The following is a 20862-nucleotide window of genomic DNA, read 5'->3' as shown; positions in this document are numbered from 1 at the left end:
ACCGTCGAGCCGACGGCGACGCCGCCCGGGGTGTCTCAGCGGACGTGGATGTCCGGCTTCGGCGCCGGGGCCATCCCCTCCCCGATGTGGAAGCTCGGGTGGGGCGGCTGGTTGTAGGCGCCGTTCTGCCACGAGATGGCGACGCGATACTGCGGATCGTGCATCAGGGTGTGGATCCGGTTCTTCGCGGGCTGGCTCGTCGTGAAGATGCGAATCGAGTCGCCGCAGCGGAAGATCACCTCCTCGCGCCAGTCGCCCAGGATATCGGCGCTGAGGGTCGGGTTGCTCTTCGTGCCGTTGTTCGCGGCGCACCCGTCGGCCGTGAAGTTGCCGCCGTCGCCGTCGACCTGGCGGATGCCGTTGCCGTCGAGGAGCTCGCGGCTCAGGTCCGCGTCCCACCAGATGAGGAAGTTGCTCGACGCGGGGCGGTTCCCGACGCTCTTGCCGTCCGAGCCGCTCAGCAGCTGGCTGTTGTTCACCCACGCCTCGCTCCCGGGGTTGCGCGGATCGACGTCCGCCGCCACGCCCCGGCCAGGCCCCTCCTCGCCGCCGTTGCCGGGCCCCTGCCAGAGGACCTCGCACGTGCGGGCGTCGCGCATGGCGTACGCGGGCGCGTCCCCGCTCTCGTACGGCATGAACACCTCGAGGCCGGGGCGCGACGGGATGTGATCCGTGACGTGCAGCGCGTCGCCGTGAGCGTAGTAGTCCACCGTGCAGAGGCCCGTGCCGTCGTCGTCGAACGTGGCGCCGCCGTTGATGATCTCCTGCTGCGGGTCGTCGTCCACGTTCGCGACGCTGATGGAGTGGGCGCCCTTGCCGGCGAACTTCCCGTTGTCACGGCTCGAGCTGGAGTCGAACGTCCAGAGGTTCGAGAGCGCGCCGTCGCGGTAGTTCCAGGCCGAGAGCGTGGTGCGCGCGTAGTAGCCCCGCCCGAACACCGCGCTCGGGCGCCCTGTGTCGTCGAGGAACGCGATCGTGCCGACGAACCTGTCGACGCGGTTGCCGTAACACTCGTTGTTGCCCCAGCTGCACGGGTCCTCGCGCCCTACAAGGAACGCGGTCGTGGCGAGCTCGGCGCCTGTCTCTCCCGAGAACACCGTGAGGTACTCCGGGCCGGTCAGGATGTAGCCGTCGCCGTTGCGGTAGTCCTTGGCGTCGTCGTCGCCGGCCGCGGGCCCCTTGCTCAGGAACTCGCCCTTGCCGTCGCGCGTCCCCGGCGCTGTCTTGACGGCCACCTCCGCCTTCCCGTCGCCGTCGAGATCGTAGACGAGGAACGGCGAGTAATGCGCCCCGGCCCGGATGTTCACGCCGAGATCGATGCGCCAGAGGCGCGCGCCGTCGAGCGTGTAGGCGTCCAGGTAGGTCTTGCCGGTGCGGCCAGCCTGCGAGTTGTCCTTGAGGTTCGACGGATCCCACTTGACGACGATCTCGTATCGCCCGTCGCCGTCCAGGTCCCCCACGCTGCCGTCGCCGCTCGAGTAGGTGTAGCCGTCCCCGGCGGGCGGCGCCATCGTCGGGATGGACAGGGATCCATCCTTCCACACGGACGCGGCCTCCGACTCGCCTCGCTCGACGCCGCCGACGACCGGCCGCACCGTGTAGACCGAGCTCGGAGTTCCGCCGCGGTCCACGAAGTTGGTGGAGTCCGTGATCGGCGCGTCGTTGACCTTGGTGCCGTCCCGGTAGACGTTGAAGGCGATGTCGTCGGGATCGTAGCCGAACAGGCGGAAGCCCACGTAGATGCCCCCGTCCGTGGGAACGGCCACGACGCCGCGGTCGAGATCCTCCATCTGCGCGAACCCCGTCGGCGCGGGCGTGCCCCCGCCGGCGCCCGCGCCGGGCCCCGCGCCCGCGCCGCCGCTGCCCGACGCTGCGTCGCCGCCCGACGCCGTGCCTGTCGCGCCGCTTCCGGGCGCCGTGCCCGTCGAGCCGCCTCCCGACGCCGTGCCGGTCGCGTCGTCGCCGCCCGCGCCGGTGCCGTCGCCGCCGGCGCCGCCGGCGCCTGTATCGCTCGCCCCGCAGGCCACGAGCCCGGCAGCGAGCGAGAAACAGATCAAGAGAACAGGACGCCTCATAAGGTACCTCGCGTTGCCGCTCCGCCTCCGGTCGGCGGTTCGCCTCCGGGCCGTGAGCGGCACGATGATCTCTGGCCCAGGTTGCAACATCAGCGCAGACTCAATCACCTCGATCGCTCGGGTCCCGCGTTTTCTCGACGGGCTGAAAATTTGAACCCGCCTCGCGAGAACGCGGCGGTGCTCCGGGCGACACAGCGGGGCCAGCTAGCATACCCGCGCAGTTTCATGGTGAACCGTATGAGTTTGGGGTACGCAAGAATCCCTGACATGCAGCCGTCGCGTACGCCGCACCGCGCCATCCTCACCACGCTCAGCGCAACGGCGATGGCGGGCGGACGTGCGGCGCCCCGCTGCCTGGCCGCTGTCGCGGCGCTCGGGCTCGCGGCCTGCGAGCGGGGGCCTATCGACGCCGTCGAGCTGACGCCGTCGAGGCTGACCCAGGACCTGGTGGCCTACTGGGCGTTCGACGACGGAGAAGGGACGGTCGTGGCCGATCGGTCCGGCAACCGGCGCGACGGCGAGCTCACCGGCGGCACGTGGGTGGAGGACGGCCGCTTCGGGCAGGCGCTGCACTTCGAGGAGGGCGAGTTCATGACGGTGGGCGGATTCCCGAACGCCGCCTCGAGCTGGACCGTCTCGGCGTGGGTTCGCGTGCTGACCGGCGAGCCCCCTGCCGGCGACACGCTGAGGACCGTGATCAGCACGGCGAGCTCCGGCGGATGGGAGCTCAACATCGGCTACGACGGCGAGGCGCGGGGCATGCAGTTCGGGTTCTGGAAGGGGCCGGAGACAGGCGACTACCACCGCGTCCTGTGCTCCTGCCTGGAGCTCCAGCGGTGGACGCACGCCGCCGGCGTCGTCGACGGCGAGGCGCTCACCATGAGCCTCTACATCGACGGGCGCCTGCACAGCACCGAGCCCATCGAGAGGACGATCTCGCCCGGCCCCACCAGCCTCTACGTCGGCCGATGGCCGCAGGAGGGTCGGCTCCTCGTCGGGGACGTCGACGACATCGCGATCTACAGCCGGGCGCTCGCCCCGGCGGAGATCGCCGAGCTCTCCCAGCACGCCGTCCCGGCGGAGGTCGAGGCGGACATCGCGGCGGACACCCTCTACAACCTGGTCGGCGTCCAGAGCGGGCGCTGCGTGGACGTCGACGCCGCCGTCGTCACCGCCGACGACCTCGTCCTGCAGCTCTGGAGTTGCAACGGCGGCACCAACCAGCAGTTCCGCTTCGAGGCGGTGGACGGCGGGTATCACCGGATCCGCAACGTCAGCAGCGACAAGTGCCTCGACGTCCGCGGCGCGTCGAAAGCCGACGGCGCCGTGATCGTCCAGTACGCCTGCCACGGCAACCCCAACCAGCAATGGTCCGTCACCGATCTCGGCGGCGGCGCCGTCCGCATCACATCGCGTCTCAGCGGCAAGGTCATCGACGCGTACGGCTCCCCGCCCGCCGACGGCACCGCCCTCTTCCAGAGGTCTTCCAACGGCGGCGCCAGCCAGCAGTTCAGGCTGATCCCGGTCGAGACAGGCGCCGAAGCCGGCACCACGAGCGGCCCGGAGCCGTGACGCCCGGCGCCCCGCCGTGAGGCGTGGGACCTGCTCGGCGACATCGACGGCCTGCGCGCGCGGCGACGGCCGGCGCGGACGACAGCGCCTCGGGAAGATCTCCCGCCGGGCGCGCGGCGCGACGCCGCTCGCCCTCCGCTCACAGCCACCCCACGAGGCTGAGGGTGCCGAGCAGCGCCGGGCGCGCGCCGCTCGCCGCCTCGGTCTCGACGAAGCGGATCACCGGATACGGGTGCGCGACGAGCGCGTGCGCCTCGACGACGACGTCGAGCCGCCTCACGATCCCGAACTCGACGCCGGCGCCGGCGTCCGCGGCGAACGCCCACCGCGCGTCGTGGGTCCCCCTGTACGGCCACGACGCCTCGCCGTCGACGGCGACGTGGAGCGCCCCGAGGCCCACCGAGAACCTCGGGCGCAAGCGCAGCTCGGGCCAGGGGAGCGCCGCGAGCTCGACGAGCCCGAGCCGCTGCTGCACGGTCGCGCTGCCCTGCGGCCCGGCGACGCGCGGCGCCGTCCCGAGCCCGGCGAGCGAGAGGCGCGCCTCGAGTCGACCGCTCGGACCGGGCGGCGCGACGCGCAGGCGCGCGACCAGGAGCAGCGCCGGGCCGATGCCGCCCGGGCTCGCGAGGAGCCCGCCCCCCAGCTCGACGCCCCACATCGATCGGCGCGGCGGGTCGAGCGACCTCTCTGCCCGTGAAGGCTCCTGCGGGCTCATTTTGCCCGGGGGCGGCGCGGCGGCGGGCGCCGCCGCGCGCCGCGAGGACATCAGCAGCTCGAGCAGGCTCGCGCGGAGCAGCTCGACGGCGCGCACAGCGAGCACCTCGACGATATGCTCCCGCGCCTCGCCGCGCGTGTCGATCCGCCGCACGAGCGTCTTGTTCGTCCGCGGGTCGACCACCCAGAGCTCGGCGGCCTGACCGTCCGGCGCGAGGAACAGCCCGATCAGGGCCGCGGAGCCGGCCTGCTGCCCGGCGTCGTCCATCGTCGGCCGGGGGGCGGAGGCCGACTGCGCATCGAGGAGCTCCACGTCGAACCCGTCGGCGACGAGCTCCCCGCGGATGCGGATCAGCGCCTCGGAGATCGACGGATCCGCGGCGCCGGGGCGCACGAGGACCACACGCGCAGGCTCCCCCGACGCCGCGGGGCTCGCCGCGCACAGGACGAGCGTGAGGGCCCCGGCCAGCGCCTGCGCCCGCGCGAACCTCACGGCGTCCGAGCGAGGGCCCGCGCTGCCTGCGCGTAGGTTCCGCCCGGGAACCGGCGCAGGTACGCCCGCGCGACGGTCTCGGCCTCGGCGTCGCCGTGGAGCCGCTGCACGATCACCATCTTGCGCCCGAGCGCCTCGGAGGCGTAAGCGCCCCGCGGCGCCTCCTTGAGGTAGGTCTCGAACCAGGCGAGCGCCGCGGCGCCTCCCTCCTGGGTCTCCGCGAGGCGGCCGAGCTGGAACGCCGCCTCCTTGCCCCGTTGCGTCGCGGGAAAGCGCCGGCGCTGGGCGAGGAGCGCCCGCCGCGCGATGTCGTTCCGCCGCGTGTAACGCGCCGCGTCCGCGAGGGCCGAGAGCTCCTCGTTGCTGCTCTCCGCGAGCGCGGCGTCGAGCCCGCGGCGCTGCGCCTCGTCGACGATGACGTCGAGCTTCCCGGCCGCGAGCTTCCCGGCCCAGTCGCGCCTCGGCTCGGCCGCGGGCGCCGCCGCCGTCGGGCTCGCGGGCGCCGCCGCCGTCGGGCTCGCGGGCGCCTCGGGTTGATCCGGAACCGGCGCCGCGCCGGGCTCCCCGGCGCTGACGGGTGCCGGCGGGGAGAGCGCCGGCGGCGCCTCCGCGCCCTGCTGAAGATCGAGATCGCGCAGGAGCACCTCTCCCGTGCGCTGCCACAGGGTCAGCCACTGCCCGGCGCGCACAGCGATCGGCTTGCCGGACAGCGGCCCGCTGACGACGACGGCGCCGTCCTCGAGCCGCAGATCGAGGCGCTCGTCCTCCGGCGCCCAGGAAAGCGCGAAGGCCGTCCCGGTGACTGTCACGAGGTACGGCCCCGCGTCGAACAGCCACTGCGCCTCCGACCGGTGGACAACGCGCGCGTGGACCTCTCCCCTGTCGAGGGCGACCCTGGCGCCCTGCTCGTCCACCGACACGATGTGCGCGCGCGCCATCTCGGCGAGCTGAACCTCGGTGCCGTCGGAGAACCGGACCTTGGGGCGGCTCGATGTGTCCGCCTGAACGGACCCGTCCTGCTGCATGGCGCCGCCCTCCACCTCGTAGGAGAGCCGATCGGCGCGCGTCCCTCGCTGCCACCCGTTGACGCCGAGCAGGACGGCGGCGGCGACGGCGAGCGCGAGCGCTCCGCTCCGGAGGGGCGACAGCCGGAAGCCCTGGCGCCTCGCCGTCCGCTCCGTCACGCGGAGCAGCCCCTGGACACGCTGCTGGGGAGACATCGTGCCGAGCGACAGGCGAGCGAGCTCGACAGCGCGCGCGGCGCTCGGGCTGAGTGCCGGGTTCTTCTCCTCGTCAAGAGTCATCCCGCGCCTCCCCTCTCATGCAGTACGCGGCGAGGGACATGTCCTTCTCGACCTCGGACGACACGCGCTCCGTTGCCCGGCTGAGCCTGCGCTTCACGGTGGCCAGCGAGATCCCTGTCGCCTCCGCGATCTCCGGCAGGCTCATCCCCTCCATGTGGCGGAGGACGAACGCGGTCCGGTCGTCTGCGCTCAGCGTGTCGAGGATCGCATAGAGGCGTCCCAGCGCCTCGCGCGCCTCGCTGTCCACCGGCGCGACAGCCTGCTCCGGGAGCTCGGCAGTGTCCGAGAGCTGGAGGATGCGCCTCACGCGCCTGCGGCGGAGCTCCCACTTCAGGAGTCGGACGGTCACCGAGTACACGAAGCTCCCCAGCGCGTCGGGGTCTCTCAGCCCGGATACCCTGGAGAACACGCGAACAAAGACCTCCTGGGTGACGTCCTCTGCGTCGGCGCCGGGCCCGAGCACGCGCGCGACGATCCGGAACACCTTGGGCGCATGCGCGTTCCACACCGCGGCTGCCGCCCACGGCTCTCCTGCCATGAGCGCGCGAACCACGTCACGTTCGTCAGTGCCGCCATGCTCTGACGGAGCGATGGCAAGGCTGGCTCTACGCACAACGTCATCGCTCCGAGGGATCGAGACCTTCGCAGATCGGTCGTGAGGAGCGAGCACAGTACCGAGCCGGGGTCCCCGGTGCAAGGCGGTCAGCGCGCGCGGCCGGGTCAGCGCGCGCGGCCGGGGAGGTCGTTCCGGCAAGCGGCGCTGGTCCCAGCGCGGGTGTGGTGCGGTCGTCGCCGCCACCCTCGGAGGCGCCGCGCCGTCGATGGGGCGCCTGGCCCACAAGATGGTCTTGAGTGGAGTCAACATCGCATCGGACGCTCCCGAGCTGCGTTGCCCGGATGCCCGGCACGGCGACCACCACGGATGCCCGCGGAGGCCGCAAGGATGTCGGAGGGGACGTCGCCCCAGCCAGCCAAGCGCACGTCTGTCACGCAGTAGCCGCTCGCCCTCGAACCGGCTCACAGCGAGAGAGAATAGCGCAGGAACGGAAGATTCCCGTGGTGAGGGGGGAAACGGCGGGCGTGGGAGCAGCGGAGCGTGCGGCGCGGGCATCAGCCGCGGCGCGCTGCCTCGAGGACGCGGAAGGTCTCGTCGGCCTCGGCGCCCGGCTTGCGCCGGGTCCCCCACCCCACCGCGGCGCGGTAGCTCCCGAGGAGCCCCGACGCCGAGAGCTGCTCCTCGTCCACCGGGACGGGCCGCTCGGCCTCCGGCGCCACGTAGAGCGCGTCCACCGGGCAGTAGGCCTCGCACATGAAGCACGTCTGGCAGTCGCCCTGCCGTGCGATCACGGGCGCGCCGCCGGGCACGGGATCGAACACGTCGGTCGGGCAGACCTCGACGCAGAGATCGCACCCGATGCACCGCGCGTCGCTGACGAGCTCGATCATGGCGCGTGCGCCTCCGCGGCGGCCGCGCCTGTCGACGCCGGCGCGGCCGACTCGGGGCGGACCCAGACCTTGTCGAGCCCCCCGGTGATCAGGCGCCGCTGCTGCGCCGGATCGAGGCCTGGATGGTCCTTGTGCTTGTGCATCCCGCGCGTCTCTGTGCGCGCGCGCGCCGCGTTGAACATCCAGCGCGCGGTGGCGACCATGGCCGCGCCCTCCCGCGCCCGCACGGCCTCGCGCACCTCCGCCGCGGGCCGGGCCGTTTGCACGTCGCGCCAGAGCGCGTCGAGCCGGTCGAGCGAGATCGCGAGCCCGCGCTCGGTGCGGAAGAGGTTCTTGTCGTACGGGAACACCTCGTCTTGCACCGACCGGATCACGCCCTCGGCGTCGATCGGCCTCGCCCCGCCCGCCGCGGGGAGCGCCGCGCGGCCGGCGCCCTCGACCTTGCGCTGACCGGCGCGGGCGCCGACGCCGCGCGCGAACAGGGCGGCGCCCTCGCCGGCCCACTGCCCCGAGGAGATGGCCCACGCCGCGTTGTGGCTGCCGCCGCCCGTGAAGCCGCCGCAGATGAGCTCCCGCGTGGCGGCGTCGCCGGCGGCGTAGAGCCCCGGCGCCGAGGTCGCGCAGGCCTGGCTGGTGATGTGGATCCCGCCGGTGCCGCGCACGGTGCCCTCGAGCCGCAGCGTGACGGGGAAGCGCTGCCGGAAGGGGTCGATCCCCGCGCGGTCGAACGGCAGGAAGAAGTTCGGCTGGGCCTTGCGCATCCACGCCTGCAGCGCCTCGTCGGCCTTGTCGAGCTGGGCATGGACCGGCTGCGTGAGCAGCGTCTCCGCGATCACCGATCGCCCTCGCTGCGAGCCGGCCCCCTCGATGACGCGCCCGTCCTCGCGATAGAACGTCGCCCAGTTGTAGAAGAGGGTCTTGGTGACCGACGCGAAGGCCGGGGCGATCGCGTACGCGTTGGAGAACTCCATGCCCGACATCTCGGCGCCCACCTCGGCGGCCATCAGCCCCCCGTCGCCGGTGAGCACGTTGGTGCCGAGGGCCTTGCTCAGGAAGGCGCACCCGCCTGTCGCGATGACGACGGCCCCGGCCTTCACCGTCCACCGGTGCCCGAGCTGCCGGCAGATCCCGGCGGCGCCGGCGACCGCGCCGTCCGCGTCGACGAGGAGCTCTAGCGCGGGGCTGTGGTCGAGGATGCGCACGCCCGCGAGCTTCACCCGCTTGCGCATGAGGCGCATGTACTCGGGCCCCTGCAGGCTGCGGCGCACGGGCTGGCCGCCGTCGTCTGTCGGAAACGGGTAACCCCACGTCCCGAGGTCGTTCACGCTGGACCACGTCCTGTCGAGCACGCGGTCCATCCAGCCCCGGTCCGCGAGGAAGCCGCCCAGGCCCTCGCGGCTCGCCTTGGCCGCCTCGCGCAGCTCGGGGACGGGCGGCACGTACCACACGCCGACCCCGGACGGCGCGGTGGCGCCGCTGCTGCCGCAGTACCCCTTGTCGGCGAGCACCACGCGGGCGCCCTTCGCCGCCGCGGCGAGCGCCGCCCAGGTCCCGGCGGGCCCGCCGCCGAGGACGAGCACGTCGGTCTCCAGCGCCAGCGTGTCGCTCCGGTCGAGGGCGCGTCCCCCCTCTCCCGCGTGTGATTCAGGCTCTCGTAGCTCGCTCATGATCGGCGACTCCCTTGCTCAGGCCGACTTCCCTCTCCCGCCTCGTCTCATCTCGTCTCATCTCGTCTCATCCGGAATGCAGCCGATATGCCATCACGCGCTCACTGCCCCTCTCCGGCGGGCGACGTCCTTCGTTGCTGGCGAGGCACCAGGGCCTGCTGCTCGGGTGTTGCTCCGCGCGCACTCCGTCGCTCGCGCGCGGCGCCGGGCGGGGCGCCGCCGCGTCAGCGGAGCCCGAAGCCCATCGAGGCGAGCGCCGCCCGCAGCCGGTCGCGCCCGCGCAGCGCGTCGGCCGACGCGACGCGCGCGGCCGAGTGGCGGCTCCAGCTCCCCTGCACGCCCATGCGCTCCTTCGCGTAGAAGCGCTCCATCAGCCGGTCGTAGCCTTCGAGCGCGCCGACCGAGCGCTCGAAGGCGCCATACTGCTCGTGGTGCAGGACGACCTCCTGCGGGAGCCGCGGCTTGATGCTCGCCGGGGTGCTCGGGTCCGGCCAGCCGACGCACAGGCCGAAGGCAGCGAACACCTGCGGGGGCAGGCCGAGCTCGGCCGCGACCGCCTCCGGGTGGTTCCGCAGCGCGCCGATGTAGACAGTGCCGAGGCCGATCGACTCGGCCGCGACGAGCGCGTTCTGGGCGGCGAGCGCCGCGTCGACGACGGCCATGACGAACATCTCGAGATGCTCGAGCCCCTCGTGCCCGACGCCGCGGTGCCTCGCGAGGTCGCCGATGCGCCGCAGGTCGGCGAGCCAGACAAGGAACAGCCCGCAGTCGCGCACGTGCGCCTGCCCGCCGGCGAGCTCCGCGAGGCGCCGCCGCCGCTCGGCGTCCTGCACCGAGAGCACGCTCCAGAGCTGCAGGTTCGAGGAGCTCGGCGCCGACTGCGCGGCGGCCACGAGCAGCTCGAGCGCCCCCTCCGGGAGCGGCTCCTGCGCGTAGCGGCGCACCGAGCGATGGCCGAGCAGGCTCTCGATCACCGCGTTCCACTGCTCGAAGCGGGGCGCCGCTCCCTCGCCGCCGTATCGCTCGCCAAAGTGCTCCAGGGCGCGATTGCTCATCGGATGTGCTCCTCCTCTTCAATCCATCTCTTCAATCCATCGTCCCGGCGCGCTCAGCGCACGAGGCGTGGTCCTCGGCCTCGTCGTCGCGGCGCCCGAGGTGCTCGCCGCGAGCCGGGCGCCGCGATCCCTCGGCGTGACGCGCCGCGGACGTCGCCCCACCAGGCCCATCCAACAAAACGGACAAATATTCCGTTAAGACGGACACGTCAACAGCGCGCACAGACGGAGCTCCGGGTGTGGCGAAAAAGAGGAAGAGATGAAGCGCTCGCCCGCCGCCCTTTCCGCTCGTGTTGCCCTCATTTCCGCGGCGTCCTCGCGATGAGCGCGAGCGATCGCTGGCGCTGGCCCGGTCCTGGCATTGCGCCAGTTTCATGGAATCTTCCGTTGTAGCCATAGCCGGGTTTGGCCTCGCCGTGCTCACGACGGGGTGTGGCAAGGAGGAGCGAGCGTTCGCGGAGGAGCGCCCGGCGCAGCCGGCGATGGTCGAGGTCGACCAGCGCGCTGTCGATCCGCCGCTGGTGGCGACGGAGATGGCTGTGCCCGGCGACCAACCGGCGTTCGTCGTCACCGGGCGGGGCGGCGCGTGTCCGCGGATGATCTTCCTGCACGGCATGTGCGGGCACGGGCTGGGCTACGTGCAGGCCATCCAGGGCGCGGCGCGGGAGCACGGCGGGGTGCTCGGGCTGCAGGGCAACGTGCCCTGCGGCGGGGACGGCGTGTTCAGCAAGTACTCGCCCGACCCCGAGGAGCAGGACGGCCGCATCCGGGCCGCGCTCGCGGCGTGCGGGGGCGAGGCGGAGGACCTCGTTGTCATCGGCTACTCGCAGGGGGCCTACATCGCGGAGCGGCTCGCGGAGCGCTGGCCGGACAGGTACTCGCGGCTCGTGCTGCTCGGCGCGCCCACGACGCCCTCGGCGGCGCGGCTCCGGGGCATCCGGGGGGCGGTGATGATCAGCGGCGAGTTCGACGCGAAGTACCGCATGAAGGAGGGCGCCGGCGGCCTCATGGCGGCGAAGATCCCGGCTGTCTACCGGGAGATGCCCGGCGCGCGCCACGGAGAGATGCCGGACGCGGAGCGGGTGATGGACGAGGCGCTCGACTGGCTCGACGCCAACGCGCTGCCGCGCCGCTGAGCCAGCGCGCGCGTGCGCCCGAGCTCGCGCGCCTGTCCCGGTCCACGCCGGCGCTCCGGCGCGCTGGAGCCGCCCTCGGCTTCGGCGCGCGCGCGTGTGCTATGGAGCCCGCGCAGATGATCGAGCGCGCATCTCCCGGGGTGTCGTGTGAGGACAGCGCCGCGCCGGCCCCCCCGGACGCCGCGCCGCAGGCCGACGCCGGCAGCGCCGCGCTGGCCCCGGGCGACCCGCTCGGCGACCTCAACCAGGCGTTCCTCGACGCCTACGCCGCGCGCCGGGAGGCCGTCCTCGCCACCATCGAGCCGATCATCGCCCAGATCGACGACAGCCTCATCCTGCGGCGCGGCGGGCAGCGGTTCGAGGGGCCCGCGCGCACCCGGCGCTACCACGAGCTCAAGGCGATCGCGCACGTCCCCGTGGCGGTCCACGCGCTCCTCTCGGGTTGGCGGGGCGCGCTCGACGGCGGCGCGCGTCGCCAGACGGCCGAGCTCCGACAGCGCATCGCCGCGGCCGCGGGCGACCTCGACAGCCGCGGCTTCACCCCGGAGCAGCTCGCGCGGCAGCGCCGGCTCCTCGGCGCGTCGGTCGCGCTCCTCGACGAGGCGAGCGCGACAGGCGGCGTCGCGCCCGAGGCGCTGACCGCCTTCGCCCGCGCGCAGACCGAGGACGTCCTGCGCAACGCCGAGGACGCGGCGCGCGACCAGATCGAGACGATGCACGCCACGGTCGAGGCCTGGCGGCGGCAGATGACCCCCGAGGAGCGCGACGGGCTGCGGGCGGTCGTCGCTGTCTCGCACATGGCCCGGCCCGGGAACGTGGCCGCGCAGTACTTCTCGGTGACCCTGGGAGAGACGTGGCAGGGTCGCTTCGATCAGGAGGACCTGAGGCCAGGCAAGCGCGTGCTCACCGCCGAGGCGACGTTCGACGAGGCGCAGGCGTTCGCGCTGCTCGCGACGCACGCGCTCGACGCGGGGGTGGCCACACGGTTCTTCGACGAGGAGGCCCGGCTCTCGCGCGACATCCTTGCCGACGCGGCGGAGCGGATCCTCGCCGGGATGTTCCACAAGGAGCCGGAGCCGCCGGCGCAACCGGTGGAGACGCAGGCGCCTGGGGATCTCTCGAGCTCCTCGTAGACCTGCGGCGCCTCCTCGGCCCTGGTGCGGGTCTCGTCGGTGATCTCGATATCGAGGCAGAGGCTGCCCTTGCCCTGCGCGGCGAGCGAGCGCCGCCGGCGATCCAGCCCCGGGGATCGACGGACTGGATCGCGCTCGACGTCACCCGCTCACGCCGTCTGCGGAGATGCCTGCGGCGGCTGTGCGCCCGGTGATGGCGCGGCCGGCTGTCTCGCCGCCGGCGGCTGCGCGGCCGCGGGCTGCGCGGCCGTGGGCTGCGCGGCCGCGGGCTGTGCGGCCGGCGGTCGCGCGACGGCGACCGCGCCCCTCGCGGCCCGGGCGCGCCCCTCGACGATGGACGCCGCCCGCGTCTCGAACAGCGCGCGCAGCGCCGCGTAGCGCTCGGCCAGCTCGGGCGCGTGCTCGAGCGCGTTGGCGAGCTGCTTGTTCTCCGCCTCGAGGAACACGAGGGCGTCGCTCAGCGCGATCTGCTCCATCTCGCGGGCATACAGCGCGAGGGCCTGCACAGCGGCCGACAGGCGCCCGACCCGCTCCAGCCGCTCGGCGAGCGCCGGCGCGCGCTGCGGGTCGGGCGCGTACTTCCCGAGGTCCGCCGCCAGATCCAGCCCGGCGGCCTCGCGCAGCGCGGCGAGCACCTCGGCGCGCAGCTCGGAAGACACCTTGCGCAGGCGGCGGTTGCGCGTGTCCGGATCCGTCGGCCGGAAGCCGGCCGGCGGCCTTGGCAAGCTCGCCGGATCGAGGATGGGCAGCGCGCGGTTCTTCGCGATGGTGTCGTCGAAATCGGCCTCCGGCGCGCGGCCGCCGCCGAGCGTGGGCTCGGCGCCGGCGGGCGTCACGGGGCTCGGGGTGTTCTTCGTGCTCTTCTTTCGCGACGGCATGGGCTCCTCCTGGGGGGCGCGCGCCACGGCCGGTCATCACGGCTCGCGCGGCGCGCAGGTAGGCGCAGGGCACAATCAAGGAGGATGCCAGTGGCCGCACGCCCTGTCGCACGCGGCCCGGCGACGCGTGAGGAGGGGTGAGTACGCAATGGATTGCGGCAAGCCGCAGCGTGATTGCGTAAAGATGCGCGGACGCGCCGGATCACCCCCGGCCGGGGTTCGACCGTCGCCCATCCACTGTCGACCATCCCACCATCCATGGTCGACCATCCACCTGCCCGTGGATTGACCATCCCGCCATCCATGGTCGTTCATCCCGTGTCCGTGGATTGACAGTCCTCGGCCGGGGACCGTTCGTCCCGCCGTCGAGGACCGACGATCATCGGCCGATGGACGGACCGTCATCCTCCGGCCAGGGGACCGTCACTCGGCCGAAGATCCTCGGCGTGCCCCTCCATGAGCGCCGCCGGATTGCTGCTCTGCTGCGCGCCGGGGCCGCCGGTGCCTCGATGGAGGCTCGTCACGTCTCGCCCCGGCCCGCCGCCGGCTGTCACCCTGGCGGCGCGCCGCCGCCGACCACGTCCCGGCACCGCTCGACGTCTTCCCAGAACGTCGGATACGTCTTCGCGACGCAGGCGGGGTTCTCGATCGTCACCCCGGGCCGGCACAGCCCCAGGATCGCGAAGCTCATCGCCATGCGGTGGTCGCTGTAGCTGTGCACCAGCGCGGGCGTCAGCAGGCGCGGCTCGATGCGGAGCCAGTCGTCGCCGTGGGTCACCTCCTGCCCGAGCCGGCGGAGCTCCGCCACCGTCGCGGCGAGGCGGTCCGTCTCCTTGATCCGGATGTTCGCCACGTTCCGGATCGTCGTCGGCCCCTCGAGCAGCGGCGCGATCGCCGCCAGCGTCATCACGGTGTCCGAGATGTGGTGCATGTCGACGTCGACGCCGCGCAGGCGGCCGCCGCCGCTCACCGTGGTGGCGCCCGCCTGCCGGGTCACGCGCGCGCCTGCCTGCTCCAGGAGCTCGACGAACCGGTAGTCGCCTTGCAGCGCGCCCTCGCCGAGCCCGGGCACGGTGATGGTGCCGCCCGCGGCCGCGGCGAGCGCGAACGGGTAGCTCGCGGACGAGGCGTCGGGCTCGATCGCGTACCTCCGCGGCCGGTACCCCTGCGCGGGATGGACAGCGAACCCGCCCGCGGCCTCGTCGATGCGGCCGCCGAAGTCCGCGGCCATGCGGCGCGTGATCTCGACGTACGGGCGGCTCACGAGCTCGCCGGCCACGCGCAGATCGATGGCGGACTCGGCGAGGGGGCCGGCCATCATCACCGCCGAGAAGTACTGGCTGGAGCGATCGCCGCGCATCGTCAGGGTGCCGCCCTGCAGCCGGCCGCCCCGGATCCGGAGCGGCGGGCACCCTGTCGGGCACTCCACGTCCGCCCCGAGCTGCCTCAGCCCGTCGACCAGATCCGCGATCGGGCGCTTCGCCATGTGCTCGTCGCCGACGAGCACCACCTCGCCGGGCACGAGGCACGCGAGCGCCGCCAGGAAGCGCACCGTGGTGCCGCTGTTCCCGATGAACAGCTCGCGCCCCGGCGCGCGCAGCCGGTGCCGCCCCCCCTCCACGACCAGCGTGGTCGGGCCGGCGTCCTGGATCCGGATCCCCAGCGCCTCCAGGGCAGACCGCATGTGCCGCGTGTCGTCGCTGTGCAGCACCCCGTCGAGCGTGCTCTCGCCGTCGGCGAGCGCCGCCAGGACGAGCGCGCGGTTCGTGATGCTCTTCGAGCCGGGCACACGCCAGGTCAGCTGTGGAGGCGAGGAGAGCGGGACGATGGGCAAGGGACCGGCGGGGATCATGGGGCGCCAGACTAGATCCTGACGCCCGAGCCCGCCACTTCGGTCACACGGCCCGACGCCCGATCGAGCGCCTCGTCCCAGCGCCGATCGGGGGCTACGTCGCCCGCGCCTCATCATGTAATGGGATGTAATGGCCTCCGCAGGGGGAGGGTGCGAGCACCTCGCCTTGCGCTCGTTGCTCTCGTCGGACTCGTGCGGTTCTCGTCGATTCCTTGATGAAGCTCGCCCGCTTCCGCCACTACCACCTGGCGAGGCTCCCCTGCTTCAGCCGCGCGCCGGCCCCCCTTGACCGAGGCCCGTCTTGTCCTCTCGCCCGACCCATCGCGAACACAACCGCGGTCCCCGCTGCCGTCGCCTCCTCGCTGTCGCGACCCTGGGGCTCGTCCTCGCCGCCGCCCCCTGCGCGCTCGCCGCGCCGCAGGAGACGCCCCATCCCACGGGCGCGCCCCAGCCCGCCGCCGACGCGCCCCAGCCCGCCGACGCGCCCCAGCCCGCCGAGCCCACGGCACGGGACAGGGCCGCCGAGCACTACAGGAGGGGCCTCGCCTTCTACGACCGGCGCGAATGGGCCAGGGCCCTCGCCGAGTACCTCGCGGCGCGGCAGCTCTACACGAACTGGACCGCAACGAGCGCCGCCGCGCTCTGCCTGACGCACCTCGGGCGCCACGACGAGGCGCTGGAGATGTTCGAGGCGCTGCTGCGCGACTTCGGCGACCGGCTGCCCGCCGCGGCGCAGGCGGCGGCGCAGCACCAGCTCGACGAGCTGCGCCGGATGGTCGGCATCCTCGAGATCGACGCCGCCGAGCCGGGCGCGTCGATCGTTGTCGACGGGCGGCGCCGCGGCGAGGCGCCGCTGTCGGCGCCGCTCCGCATCACCTCGGGCAGCCACTGGGTGCGCGTGTTCAAGGAGGGCTTCGAGCCGTTCGAGCAGCGCGTGGAGGTCGCGGGCGACCGGCTCGCGCGCGTCCAGGCGCGGCTCCGGCCGCTCTCGCGCATGGGGCGCCTGCGGGTCGTCGAGCAGAAGGGCCGCCCGCTGGATGTGCTGGTGGACGGCAACATCATGGCCAAGGCCCCCTGGGAAGGGCTGCTCACGCCCGGCGAGCACACCGTCGCGCTGCGCGGCGACGGACGCCTCGGCACAGCGCCGGTGCGCGTCGAGGTCGAGGTCGACAGGACCGTGCCGCTGACGCTCTCGGCGGAGGAGCTCGTCTCGGCGCTGCGGATCGAGCCGGTGCCGGTCAACGCCAGCGTGGCGATCGACGGCGTGCTCGTGGGCCGAGGCCTGTGGGAAGGGCGGCTGCGCGCGGGCGCGCATCAGGTGGAGATCGCGGCGCCCGGGTTCCTGCCCGAGTCGCGCCGCGTGGTCCTCGGGCGCGACCAGATCGAGGTCGCGCGCGTGGCGCTGGAGCGCGACCCGGGGTCGCCCTTCTGGCGCAGGCCCTCGCGCCCGTCGCGCCTCGTCGCCGAGGCCGTCACGAGGGTCGTGCTCGTCCCCGGCTTCGGCGGCGGCGTCGCGGGCACGTGCATCCGGAGCTGCGAGGGGTCGCTCGGCACGGGCGGCGCCGCCGTGCTCCAGGTCGGCTACGAGCTCGGCATGGGCCTCGGGTTCGGCGTCACGGCCGGCCACCTGGCGGCGTCGCAGCGCCTCGAAGGCCGCGCGACGACGGTGACGCCTGTCGGCCTCGAGGACAACCAGGGGACCGTCGACGATCGGCTGTCGCTGCGCGGCGCGCTCCTCGGCGGGTGGATCGGCCTCACGCTGCCGCTCTCCGACCGCGTTCCGCTGCATTTCCGGCTCGGCGGCGGGGCCCTCATCGGCTCGCTCCTCGACGAGCGGACGAACGGCGCGTTCATGACGAGCGGCGACGCGCCGTACGAGCTCGGTCCCTACGTCCAGAAGCACCCGGCCCTCTTCTTCTACGCGACCCCCGAGGTGCGGCTCGGATGGTCGCTCGGCCGGCGCGTCCAGGTGACCGCCAGCGTGGCCCTGCCCCTGCTCGTCGATCGCCGGCAGGCGCGGTGGGACGCGGGTCAGGTCGTGCCCGCGGGGACCGACGGCCGCGGGCAGTTCCCGGCAGAGCGGCTCACCGGCCCCGTGGTCCTGACGATCGCGCCCGGGATCGGCGCTCGTTACGAGTTCTACTGAGCTGCCTGGAGAGAGGTCGAGATGCTCGCGGAGGGTTCGATGCGCCGTGCCGGCTCGTGGATGCTGGCGGTCTTCTGGAGTGCCATGCTGGCCCTGCTGCTCGGCTGCAGCGAGGTCGAAGGTCCGATGGACGCGCGCGCGCTGCGCCGGCAGTTCCCGGAGCAGGCGGACGCCGTCCTTCAAGGCCCTTTCGCCTTCACCCTGGCAGGCGACGGGTTCGAGGCGCTGCGGCCGCCCAACGCGCAGACCGACGGGCAGGCCGACGTGCACGGCGAGGCCGGTCTGCGCCCGCGCTTCCCGCAGCGCGGCGACGGCGCCCTTCGCTTCCCGCTGCCCGACGGCGCCGAGGCCCTCGTGCGGGAGCTCGGCGCCGCGGGCGAGGCCGCTGTCGCGGAGAACGCGGTGGCCTATCCGCGGAAGGGCGGAGCGTCGTTCTGGGCCGCCCTGGAGGACGACGGCTACGAGGAGTGGCTGCTGCTCGAGCCGAGCGCTGTGCGGCGCGACGCGCCCGTCGCCGCCTGGCAGGTCGACGGCGCAGCGCTGCGCCAGGACGGCGCGGCCGTGGAGCTGGCGGACGCGCGCGGAATACCGCAGCTCCGCGTCACGGCGCCCGAGGCGTACGCGGCAGGAGGAAGGCCGGTCGACGCACGCCTCGTCGCCCGGGGGGGGCAGATCGAGCTGTGGGTGGAGGCCGAGGGCGAGACAGTGCTGGTGGATCCGCGGTGGAGGCCCGTCAGAGAGATGAACTCCCCCCGCTACCGACATACGGCGACGCCGCTGCCGGACGGGCGGGTCCTCGTCGTCGGCGGCTATCATCGCTGGAGCGCGCACGACAGCGCCGAGCTGTTCGACCCGGCCTCGGGCGAATGGTCGGTCCAGGGGTCGATGAGCGCCGCCCGCGCCGATCACACGGCCACGCTGCTGCCGGACGGGCGGGTCCTCGTCATCGGCGGCGATACCGGCGGCACCGAGGGCGATACCGCCGCCCCGGATCTCGAAGGAGCGCTCGACAGCATCGAGGTGTTCGACCCGGACTCCGGCCAGGCAAGCGGGTGGTCCACCGGACATCCCATGAACGCTGCCCGCGCCGATCACACGGCCACGCTGCTGTCGGACGGACGGATTTTCGTCGCCGGCGGCTACGGCCCTGAAGGAGCGCTCGACAGCGCCGAGCTGTTCGACCCGAGCTCCGGCAGGTGGTCCACGCTGCAGCCCATGCTCGCCGCCCGCACGGCGCACACGGCGACGCTGCTGCCGGACGGGCGGGTCCTCGTCGCCGGCGGCGAAGGCGCCGACGGCGTGCTCGACAGCGCCGAGCTGTTCGACCCGAGCTCGGGCAGGTGGTCCCCGCTGCCTCCCATGCTCGCCGCCCGCACCACGCACACGGCGACCCTGCTGCCGGACGGGCGGGTCCTCGTCGCCGGCGGCGCTGGTCCTGAGGGCGTGCTCAACAGCGCCGAGCTGTTCGACCCGGGCTCGGGGACATGGGTCGCCGTCAGGCCCATGGCCGCCGCCCGCGCCGACCACACGGCGACGCTGCTGCCGGACGGGCGGCCTCTGGTCGCCGGCGGCCACGGCCCTGAAGGGTCGCTCGACGGCGTCGAGGTGTTCGACCCGGGCTCCGGCAGGTGGCTATCGCTCCAGTCCCTGCAGAGGTCCCGGGCCAAGCACGCAGCGGCGCTGCTGCCGGATGGGCGGGTGCTCGTCGCCGGCGGCTCCGTGCATGGAACGATCGACGACGCCGAGCTGCTCGACCCGGACGTGGGCATGTGGCGGTCGGTCGCCCCGCTGCACATCGCTCGGCAGGAGCACACAGCGACGCTGCTGCAGGACGGACGGGTGCTCGTCGCCGCCGGAACGGGCGTTTCCGGCGGCCCACACCCCGGAGGGCTCGTCGACGTCACCGAGGTGTTCGACCCGGACTCCGGCACCTGGCACGTCGTCGGCCCCATCGGTCAGGTCCGGACCCAGCACACGGCAACGTTGCTGCAGGACGGACGGGTGCTCGTCGCCGGCGGTTCCGAGACCGTCGATGACCAATCGGGTGAGCTGCGATCGCTGACTCACGCCGAGCTGTTCGACCCGGGCTCCGGCACCTGGCAGCCGGCCAGCCCCATGAACATCGCCCGGTACTCGCATACCGCGACGCTGCTGCAGGATGGACGGGTGCTCGTCGCCGGCGGCCGCATTCGAAATGGAACCGGATTTCTGGACAGCGCCGAGCTGTACGATCCCGCTTCAGGCAGGTGGATGCTCGTCGAGCCCATGCTCGCTCCGCGACAGATGCACACGGCGACGCTGCTGCTGAACGGGCAGGTGCTCGTCGCGGGCGGCTATGGCCCTGATGGAATGCTCGACGGCGCCGAGGTGTTCGATCCGGCTTCTGGCGGGTGGCTGCCCCTCGGGGCCATGACCTCAGCGCGTTCGAAGCACACCGCGACGCTGCTGCCGGACGGACGGGTGCTCGTCGCCGGCGGCTTCGACTCCGCGGGCGATCTCGACAGCGCCGAGGTGTTCATCCCGGACTCCGGCAGGTGGCTGCCCCTCGGGTCCATGCACACCGCCCGCATCGATCACACAGCGACGCTGCTGCCGGACGGGCGGGTGCTCGTCGTGGGCGGCGCCAACATACAGGCCTTCACCCTGCAGCCGCACACCGTCGAGGCGTTCGATCCGTCCTCCGGGACGTGGTTCCCTCTCGAGCCCCTGCCCCTGGGCCTGTACTGGCACAGCACCACGCTGCTGAAGGATGGCGGGGTTCTCGTGGCCGGCGGCGGCGATGAAGGAGCGCTCGACAGCGTCGTCCTCTTCCGCCCGATGTCGGACGGCAGCCCCTGCGCTGCGGACGTCGAATGCAGCAGCGGCCACTGCACCGACGGCGTCTGCTGCGAGCGGGTCTGCGACGTCTATCTCTGCGAAGCGTGCTCGACGCTCCGGGGCGCCTCCGCCGACGGCGTTTGCACGTCGCTGCACCCCGATTACCTGCCCTTCGCCTGCTCGCCGCAGACCGGGGAACCAACGAGGCCCTGCAAGTCGGTCCACCACTGCGCTGAGGGCTTCGTCTGCGATGTCGAGGGCGAGTGCGTCCTGCCGCCGCAGAGCGGCGGGTTCCTCGACAAGGGCGGCTGCCACCTCGCCATCGCGACGGCCGCGGGGCCGGCGGCGCGCGTGCCCGCGGAGCTCGGCCTGCTGACGCTCGCCGCCGTCTCGGCGGCGCTGCGCCGGCGCCGCAGATGACGGCCTCGGCGGCGCGACGCCCGCGATCAGACGGAGGTCGCGCGCGTGACGCTGGCGCGCGACCCGAGGAGCGGATCGGCCTGCCGCTCGGCCGGCACCTCCAGCTGAACGCGGGCGTCGCGCTGCCCGTGCTCGTCAGCCTGCGGCGATCGGC

General features: G+C 73.5%; 14 protein-coding genes. 5 read left to right on the top strand and 9 right to left on the bottom strand.

Annotated features, from left to right (window positions below; all coding sequences use genetic code 11):
• Positions 1 to 35: 35 nt before the first annotated feature.
• On the bottom strand, positions 36 to 2075 hold the full coding sequence (locus WMF42_RS14835; protein ID WP_437692560.1) for a rhamnogalacturonan lyase: 2040 nt from the start codon (positions 2073 to 2075) through the stop codon (positions 36 to 38).
• A 267-nt stretch (positions 2076 to 2342) separates the two neighbouring features.
• Here WMF42_RS14835 and WMF42_RS14830 point away from each other — a divergent pair, with 267 nt between their 5' ends.
• Complete coding sequence (locus WMF42_RS14830; RefSeq protein ID WP_437692558.1) at positions 2343 to 3647, top strand: RICIN domain-containing protein; 1305 nt, start codon at positions 2343 to 2345, stop codon at positions 3645 to 3647.
• 139 nt (positions 3648 to 3786) lie between these two features.
• Here the strand turns inward: WMF42_RS14830 and WMF42_RS14825 are convergent, their stop codons facing one another.
• From WMF42_RS14825 to WMF42_RS14800, 6 genes are all read right to left on the bottom strand, one after another.
• Positions 3787 to 4854, bottom strand: coding sequence for a hypothetical protein (locus WMF42_RS14825; RefSeq protein ID WP_061610039.1), 1068 nt, complete (start codon positions 4852 to 4854; stop codon positions 3787 to 3789).
• A complete protein-coding gene (locus WMF42_RS14820) occupies positions 4851 to 6158 on the bottom strand; it encodes a FecR domain-containing protein (RefSeq protein WP_061610040.1) in 1308 nt (435 codons plus the stop codon). The genes WMF42_RS14825 and WMF42_RS14820 overlap by 4 nt, the downstream gene beginning before the upstream one ends.
• Positions 6148 to 6711, bottom strand: coding sequence for an RNA polymerase sigma factor (locus WMF42_RS14815; protein ID WP_155798637.1), 564 nt, complete (start codon positions 6709 to 6711; stop codon positions 6148 to 6150). Before WMF42_RS14815 ends, WMF42_RS14820 begins: the two co-directional genes overlap by 11 nt.
• A gap of 557 nt (positions 6712 to 7268) precedes the next feature.
• Positions 7269 to 7604, bottom strand: a complete 336-nt coding sequence (locus WMF42_RS14810) for a 4Fe-4S binding protein (protein WP_437692555.1) — start codon at positions 7602 to 7604, stop codon at positions 7269 to 7271.
• Complete coding sequence (locus tag WMF42_RS14805) at positions 7601 to 9271, bottom strand: FAD-binding protein (protein ID WP_437692553.1); 1671 nt, start codon at positions 9269 to 9271, stop codon at positions 7601 to 7603. The genes WMF42_RS14810 and WMF42_RS14805 overlap by 4 nt, the downstream gene beginning before the upstream one ends.
• 224 nt (positions 9272 to 9495) lie before the next feature.
• Complete coding sequence (locus WMF42_RS14800; protein WP_434047439.1) at positions 9496 to 10326, bottom strand: NADPH-dependent oxidoreductase; 831 nt, start codon at positions 10324 to 10326, stop codon at positions 9496 to 9498.
• Positions 10327 to 10742: 416 nt separating this feature from the next.
• Here WMF42_RS14800 and WMF42_RS14795 point away from each other — a divergent pair, with 416 nt between their 5' ends.
• Positions 10743 to 11462, top strand: a complete 720-nt coding sequence (locus WMF42_RS14795) for an alpha/beta hydrolase (protein ID WP_437692551.1) — start codon at positions 10743 to 10745, stop codon at positions 11460 to 11462.
• A 116-nt stretch (positions 11463 to 11578) separates the two neighbouring features.
• Positions 11579 to 12595, top strand: a complete 1017-nt coding sequence (locus tag WMF42_RS14790) for a hypothetical protein (protein WP_437692549.1) — start codon at positions 11579 to 11581, stop codon at positions 12593 to 12595.
• Positions 12596 to 12744: 149 nt separating this feature from the next.
• Here WMF42_RS14790 and WMF42_RS14785 read toward each other — a convergent pair whose 3' ends face one another.
• Both WMF42_RS14785 and aroA read right to left on the bottom strand, forming a co-directional pair.
• A complete protein-coding gene (locus WMF42_RS14785) occupies positions 12745 to 13473 on the bottom strand; it encodes a hypothetical protein (RefSeq protein WP_437692547.1) in 729 nt (242 codons plus the stop codon).
• Positions 13474 to 14023: 550 nt separating this feature from the next.
• Positions 14024 to 15325 (bottom strand): 3-phosphoshikimate 1-carboxyvinyltransferase, encoded by a 1302-nt coding sequence (aroA, locus tag WMF42_RS14780; RefSeq protein WP_437692545.1) that lies wholly within the window; start codon positions 15323 to 15325, stop codon positions 14024 to 14026.
• 301 nt (positions 15326 to 15626) lie between these two features.
• Between aroA and WMF42_RS14775 the strand changes: the two genes are divergently transcribed.
• The gene (locus WMF42_RS14775; RefSeq protein ID WP_061605769.1) at positions 15627 to 17471 is read left to right on the top strand and encodes a PEGA domain-containing protein; all 1845 of its coding nucleotides are present in this window, start codon (positions 15627 to 15629) and stop codon (positions 17469 to 17471) included.
• A gap of 39 nt (positions 17472 to 17510) precedes the next feature.
• On the top strand, positions 17511 to 20708 hold the full coding sequence (locus tag WMF42_RS14770; protein WP_437692543.1) for a kelch repeat-containing protein: 3198 nt from the start codon (positions 17511 to 17513) through the stop codon (positions 20706 to 20708).
• Positions 20709 to 20862: the final 154 nt, after the last annotated feature.

The organism is Sorangium sp. So ce176, from assembly GCF_051519835.1.
In the GTDB taxonomy this organism is placed as follows: domain Bacteria; phylum Myxococcota_A; class Polyangia; order Polyangiales; family Polyangiaceae; genus Sorangium; species Sorangium cellulosum_G.
Note: the sequence above shows the minus strand (reverse complement) of the source record. Positions and strands in the feature narration are given on the sequence as shown.